The following is a 6,210-nucleotide window of genomic DNA, read 5'->3' as shown; positions in this document are numbered from 1 at the left end:
CGACATGAGCTTCGGGTCGCTGTCGCGGGAGGCGAAGATCGCGCTGGCGATGGGGGCGGAACAGGCGGGGACCGGTATCTGCTCCGGCGAGGGCGGCATGCTGCCGGAAGAGCAGGCCGAGAACAGCCGCTATTTCTATGAGCTGGCCAGCGCCAAGTTTGGTTATTCGGAGCAATTGCTGGAGAAGGTGCAGGCCTTTCACTTCAAGGGTGGGCAGGGTGCCAAGACCGGCACCGGCGGGCATCTGCCCGGCAATAAGAACACGGGCAAGATCTCCCAGGTTCGGGGTATTCCGAAGGGCCAGCCGGCGGTGTCACCGCCCACCTTCGAGGATCTGGCCTCGGTGGAGGATTTCCGCCGCTTCGCGGCCCGGGTGCGGGACATCACCGGCGGCATCCCGGTGGGCTTCAAGCTCAGCGCCCAGCACATCGAGAAGGATATCCAGTTCGCCCTGGATGCCGGCGCCGATTACATCATCCTGGATGGCCGGGGCGGGGGCACGGGGGCGGCACCGTCCATGTTCCGGGACCACATCAGCGTGCCCACCATTCCCGCCCTGGCACGGGCACGGCGTTATCTGGATGCCCAGAAGGCCAGTGGCCGGGTGACCCTGATCGTGACGGGTGGGCTGCGCATGCCCATGGATTTCGTCAAGGCCATGGCCCTGGGGGCGGATGGTGTGGCCCTGGCCAACAGCGCGATGCAGGCCATTGGCTGTGTGGGTGCGCGCATCTGCAACACCAACAACTGCCCGGCCGGCATCGCCACCCAGCGCGAGGAACTTCGTCGTCGCCTGGATGTGGAGGCCTCCGCCCAGCGCCTGAACAACTTCCTCGGTGCCTCCGTGGCCCTCATGCAGGTGATGGCCCGCGCCTGCGGCCATGATGCCCTGGGCAAGTTCGATCTCACTGATCTGACTGCCTGGCATAACGAAATGGCCCGGCTGGCCGGCATCCCCTATGCCGGCGTCGATCCATCAGCCTAATGCGCTGCCTGTCCAGCTTGTAGTGGGCAGGGCATTCCAGTTGGGCTATGGTTGGGACAGATGGGGAGGTGCCATGGGCGGTCAACGAAGGGGTGTTGGGGCAAGCGTGGCCATGTTGCTGGCTGCCGGATGCATGCTGATCAGTGATGTCAGGGTCCCGGACCGGGTGATTGTCCCCAACGATGCGCTGCCCGCCCTGGATGCACTGGATGTTCACCAGGCTTCGCTTCGCCTGCAGCCACAGACCGTAACTATGGCCAGGCGCCTTGAATCGGAATTGGGCATTGACCGGCAGATTTGGAATCTTGACCTTCAACGTGCCCTCACCACGGCCCTGACTGGGCCGGGGCGGGCGCATATGCAGGCGGTGCGTCCGGGGAGCTCGTCGGATGAGGATTCATCGCAGCCGGAGAGGGGCGAGACACCAGGTTTATCCTTGTCTCCTGTCGTACAGCAGACTCCCCCCGCCAATTCAGATATCGTGCTCTCGCCCCATCTGAATCGAATTACCGCACAGACCCGTCGTGTCGCATGGAACGGACACGTCTTCTTCTTTCTTTCAATTGCAGTCGATAGCCGGCCGGAAGGGAAAGAACCCCGACGCCACCACGTCGTCCACGTGCTGCATGAGCAGGGAGCGGGGACCGCCAGCTTCAAAAGCGGGGCCGTGGAACCATCCCATGTTGCCGAAGGCCTGTCCCGTTCCTTGCCGAGCCAGCCCCTGAACTTTGATGTTGTGGTCGCGGATGAGGGGCCCTGGATTGTCTACCGCGACCGCGAAGGAATTTTTGCCCGGCCGCTCACCACGGGCAGTGGATTGGGGTCTGCGGTGAACGATGGGGCCAGCGAGATCCACTTTGGTGAAGCCGTTCAGGTCTCACGGGCCCGGCTACCGGTTGGGGAGTTCCAGTTTATATCGAGAATCGATGGGCAGGGCGCTCTTCACGTACTCTGGACTGACCAGCGTGAGCATAGTGATCTGTGGCACTGCCGTTTCGATCTTAAGCAGAGAGAAAGCTGTCGTCGGCCGACCCGGCTCAGCCGCTCGGTCAGCCGACAACCGATCAACCTGATGGTGCAGGGGGACGATGTCTATGTCTCCTGGATCGACAGCCGCTATTCCCGTGGTTTCTGGGATAAACGCAATTTCGCCAAGCTGTTCCTGGCCAAAAGCCGCGATGGGGGACGGTCCTTTGGCCAACCGATCTCGATTCATGAGCCGGATAATCGGGATGAGCTTCCGGGCTTCGCCATGACCCTGCCCGCTCCCGAGGGCGGCGTCCTACTATTCTGGGGCACTGAGTGGCGGGGGCACAATCCCCATGATCAGGGTCTCCATTACGGGCATCTCCTGCCCGATATGAGGACGCTGCGCCTGGCCGAAGACACGGTTCCGGGTGCCCGACTGCACGATTTCTTTACCGATGCACTGAAATCACATCATCGCCAGATGGGAGGTGACTAGGGTGCAGGTATTTTAGGGCGTAATCGCTACTTTACCCGCTTCTCTCGAAACGGCCCGCTATACTCGGCTTAGACCGCAATGGGTTTTCGGCCAGCATGGGGGAGATTTTGTCGCATCGGATACTGCCTGGGGTTGCCTGGTCGATAATGACATTGCTGGCACTTGGGGTTGCGGGCTATACCTCCATGGCGGCGTGGAACCCCGATGCCATTGATTTCATCGCCCGGCGCGATGGCTTCTTGCGCCAATCTCTCATCGTCCACGCCCTCGCTGGTTCCGTGGCCCTGGCACTTGGCCCCTTTCAGTTTCTCTCTCGCCTGCGCAATCGACACCGGCGTGTCCATCGGGCCAGTGGCTGGGTCTATCTGCTCTGTATTTTGATCAGCGGTTTGACCGGCCTATGGCTGGCCTTCTTCACGCCTGGCGGGCCTCCCGTTTGATCAGGTCTATGCCATGGCCGCCTGGGCAAGCTGGGTGGTGAACCTTCTTTTTGTGGAGTGGGTTCTGCTTCGTGAACGACGGTAAGACTCGAGGAGGTGTCATGCCGAATTGGCTAAAGCCGTCATCGCGTTTGGGCTGGGGGATGCTAGGTGCTTACCTAATACTGGCATTTTTCGCATTTCGAGAGGCCCTGACGTGCAGCGGCTGGGCCTGTGATCCGGCCGCGTTTCCCCTGGGCTTTCCCATTGCCTGGTTCATAGATTGGCTGGACTCTCTTTTTGGGATCCCAAGTCACGTGGTGAGCGTACATTTTCGGAACTGGTATTACATAGTGCCAACCGTCACGGCAAATGCAGTCTTCTATTATTTTGCAGGCAGTTTATTGGCTGTGGTTATAGCTCGTCGGCACTCACGTAGGTCTGGTCGGTGAAAAGGTTCTTGGTGGGCCCGGATCCGGTTCTGGGATGAGCATTCCTGAATCGAAGCGCTGAACATCATCCATACAGCGCTCCTCAGGCTGATGCCTATGGGGGCAGATGCGAAAGCAACTCTGGCTGTCTGGGGTGCTTGAAATTGGTTTCGGCTGGGATCCAGGGCTTCGCAGGACTCGGTGTGATACGGCCCTCGCGGTTCCAGCTAGGAATCGGGCCGGTATCTCCGGTATATTTCGAGCCTTGGAAAATTTCAACATTGCCCGGATTGGAATATGTCCCAGCGTTTGTCGATTGCAGGAATGTCAATAATCCTTGCAGCCTTGGGAGTTGGCCTCTATACGTGGCTGTCACAGGGTGGTGACCCACTACCATCGACCAGTCAGTCGGTTCCGGTGGGACATGAACAGGGTTATAGCGTTTATGAGTCTAATTGCATGGCCTGCCACGGCGGGGATGGGGCGGGTCGACCGGGGGCTTTCCCTCCGCTCGAAGGGCATGTGTCCGAGCTGTTGGGTCGGGATGGTGGGCGTGAGTATCTTCTGGATGTGGTCTTGAATGGAGTCAGCGGGCCCACTGAGATCGATGATGAGGTGTATGACGGCTTTATGCCTGGCTTTAGGCAGCTTTCTGACGAAGAGATCGCTGCCTTGATGAACTATTTGAGCCAGGCCTGGGGCAACTCGGAGGCCCTGCCAGCGGATTTTGAGCTGGTGACGGCCGAAGAGGTGGCGGAAAGACGATCCCGCGAGCTCACGCCACGGGCGGTGGGGGAATCCCAACCGCGCTGAAGCAGGCAGTGGCCGTCTGGATATGCAGTAAATCGGGTGGTTGGGGGCCGTCCGTGGGCGGATAATGGGGAAGTCCCAAGGTTATAGTCCCCCGGAGAGTGTCAGGGTGTCTGAGTCTCCAGCTTCTGAAAATAACTCGGTTTACGCGCGAATTGCCCGGGCCATCGATTTCCTGGTCAGCGAGGCGGAGCGACAGCCAAGCCTGTCGGAGGCAGCCGCCCAGGCCGCCATGTCGCCGGCCCATTTCACCCGGGTGTTCCGTCGCATGGTGGGTGTGAGTCCCAAGCGTTTCCTCTCCCTGGTGACCCTGGAAGCCTTCAAGCAGCGTCTTGCCGAGGGGGCCACGGCCCTGGAAGCCCAGCTGGATGCCGGCCTGTCCAGTGCGGGCCGGGTCCATGACCATTTCCTCAGACTGGATGCGGTATCGCCGGGCGAATATCGCCGTCAGGGTGCCGGCCTGGTCGTGCGCTATGGCTTTCATGAAGGGCCTCTGGGGGACATGCTGGTGGCCACCACGGATCGCGGCCTGTGTTTTCTGGCCTTTACCGAGGTTGAGGGCCGAACGTCTGCTCTTGGTCAACTGTCGGCAGCCTGGCCCGGAGCGCGGCTGCTGGCCGATGCCGGTCCGGGCAAGTACTACGTCGCCGCCCTCTCAAGGGCCCCCCGGGATGCCGGCCCGCTGTCGATCCACGTCCGCGGGAGCAATTTTCAGGTCCAGGTCTGGCGGGCGTTGTTAAGGATTCCCGAGGGCGTACTGCTCAGTTACGGTGATCTCGCCTCGGCGGTGGGTCGTCCACGGGCTGTTCGCGCCGTGGCCTCGGCGGTGGGGGCCAACCCCGTTGCCTGCTTTATTCCCTGTCACCGCGTGATCCGGCGCAGTGGTGGGCCGGGTGGGTATCGTTGGTCCATGCCAATCAAGTTTGCCCTGATCAGTCGCGAGTCCATTTCCGCCCCCTAGTGTGGTCCAGCGCAGGTGCGGGTGGGTTTCTTGACAAGGTAAACATTGCATAATAAAGTAAACAAAGCATGGTTAATAACGCGACCAAATCGGACGGCCAGATCCTCAAGGGGCTGCTTGACACCCTGGTCCTTGATGTTCTGCGCCAGGGACCGAATTACGGCTTTGGAATCCGGGAGCGCTTACGGTCCCGCTTGGGCGAAGATGCCGCCCTGGTGAAGGAGGCCACCCTGTATCCCTTGCTGCATCGACTGGAGGCACGCGGTCTCCTGGATGCCTATCACGAGCCCGGGCAACGCGGCAGGCCGCGCAAGTACTACCGTCTCACCTTGGAGGGGGCGGCGTTTCTGGAGGGAAGGATCCGTGAATGGCGGCGAATCGCCGCCCTGCTGGGGCGGACCGTTCTGAACACGGAGCAAGCGTCCGACGGGGAGGACAAGCAATGAGAGTTTCCAACCTATTGAGATGGCCTGGGACGGGCTTCCCGGACATTCTGGAGACAGGTGATGCCGAGCTGGACGACTATCTGCGAGTCCTGGACCGGCATTGCCTCGGTAGCCGCTCGGTTCGTCGCCAGTATGTCGAAGAGATTCGCGACAACATGCTGGAGGCCAGAGACCAGGCGGTCAAGGCCGGCCAGACTGTTGAGGCAGCCAATGCTTCGGTGGTGGCCGATTTCGGTCCGGCGGAAGAGCTGGCCCGCGTACAAAGGCAACAGCGTTGGCGAAATTTCCGCCGTGGCGCGGTCACCATGGGGCTTAGCTTCGCCCTGTTAATGCTGCTTTTTCAACTGCTCGCGGGTGGACTCGCCGACCCGGGACCCCTGGTTCTGGCCGAAATGTTCGTTTTTCATGGCCTGTTCTTTGGTTTCTTCATGGGCTTCTGGTTTGCCTTTATGTTCGCACCCGCGGCGCCGGAGGGTGGCGTATCGGCGCAGAGTCAGATGGATAAGGCCGATGGTTATGAGGTGTATTCCCCTGGGCTGAGCAAGGTTTTGGCAATCCTGCTCGGTCTGGTCTACTGGGAATTTCGCGATGATGACCAGCCGACCGCGGCAGAGTTCGATGGCGACACGGTTGCAACCCTCGCGGTGCTGGACGTCGGCCAGGCGCTATCGGTGGCACTCGTCACACATGATG

7 protein-coding genes are annotated in these 6,210 nt (G+C 60.8%); all 7 read left to right on the top strand.

The window, feature by feature from the left end; translation table 11 throughout:
* The coding region (locus tag ACJWXQ_RS03115; RefSeq protein ID WP_406672121.1) for an FMN-binding glutamate synthase family protein at nucleotides 1–985 on the top strand (985 nt) is incomplete at its 5' end.
* Nucleotides 986–1,058: 73 nt separating this feature from the next.
* Nucleotides 1,059–2,450 (top strand): hypothetical protein, encoded by a 1,392-nt coding sequence (locus ACJWXQ_RS03110; protein ID WP_346052938.1) that lies wholly within the window; start codon nucleotides 1,059–1,061, stop codon nucleotides 2,448–2,450.
* A gap of 146 nt (nucleotides 2,451–2,596) precedes the next feature.
* Nucleotides 2,597–2,890, top strand: coding sequence for a DUF2306 domain-containing protein (locus tag ACJWXQ_RS03105; protein WP_346052940.1), 294 nt, complete (start codon nucleotides 2,597–2,599; stop codon nucleotides 2,888–2,890).
* A 707-nt stretch (nucleotides 2,891–3,597) separates the two neighbouring features.
* Entirely contained in the window at nucleotides 3,598–4,113 is a 516-nt protein-coding gene (locus tag ACJWXQ_RS03100; protein ID WP_406672120.1) for a c-type cytochrome, read from the top strand.
* A gap of 106 nt (nucleotides 4,114–4,219) precedes the next feature.
* Nucleotides 4,220–5,071: a methylated-DNA--[protein]-cysteine S-methyltransferase gene (locus ACJWXQ_RS03095; RefSeq protein ID WP_346052944.1), complete on the top strand. Its 852-nt coding sequence runs from the start codon at nucleotides 4,220–4,222 to the stop codon at nucleotides 5,069–5,071.
* A gap of 68 nt (nucleotides 5,072–5,139) precedes the next feature.
* Entirely contained in the window at nucleotides 5,140–5,517 is a 378-nt protein-coding gene (locus ACJWXQ_RS03090; RefSeq protein ID WP_346052945.1) for a helix-turn-helix transcriptional regulator, read from the top strand.
* Nucleotides 5,514–6,210, top strand: a 697-nt coding sequence (locus ACJWXQ_RS03085) for a hypothetical protein (protein WP_406672119.1), incomplete at its 3' end; no start/stop codon positions are given. The genes ACJWXQ_RS03090 and ACJWXQ_RS03085, both read left to right, overlap by 4 nt.

Origin of the sequence: Natronospira sp. (assembly GCF_007134575.1) — a bacterium.
GTDB lineage: Bacteria > Pseudomonadota > Gammaproteobacteria > Natronospirales > Natronospiraceae > Natronospira > Natronospira elongata.
The sequence above is the reverse complement of the archived record's forward strand: the minus strand, read 5'-3'. Positions and strand labels throughout refer to the sequence as shown.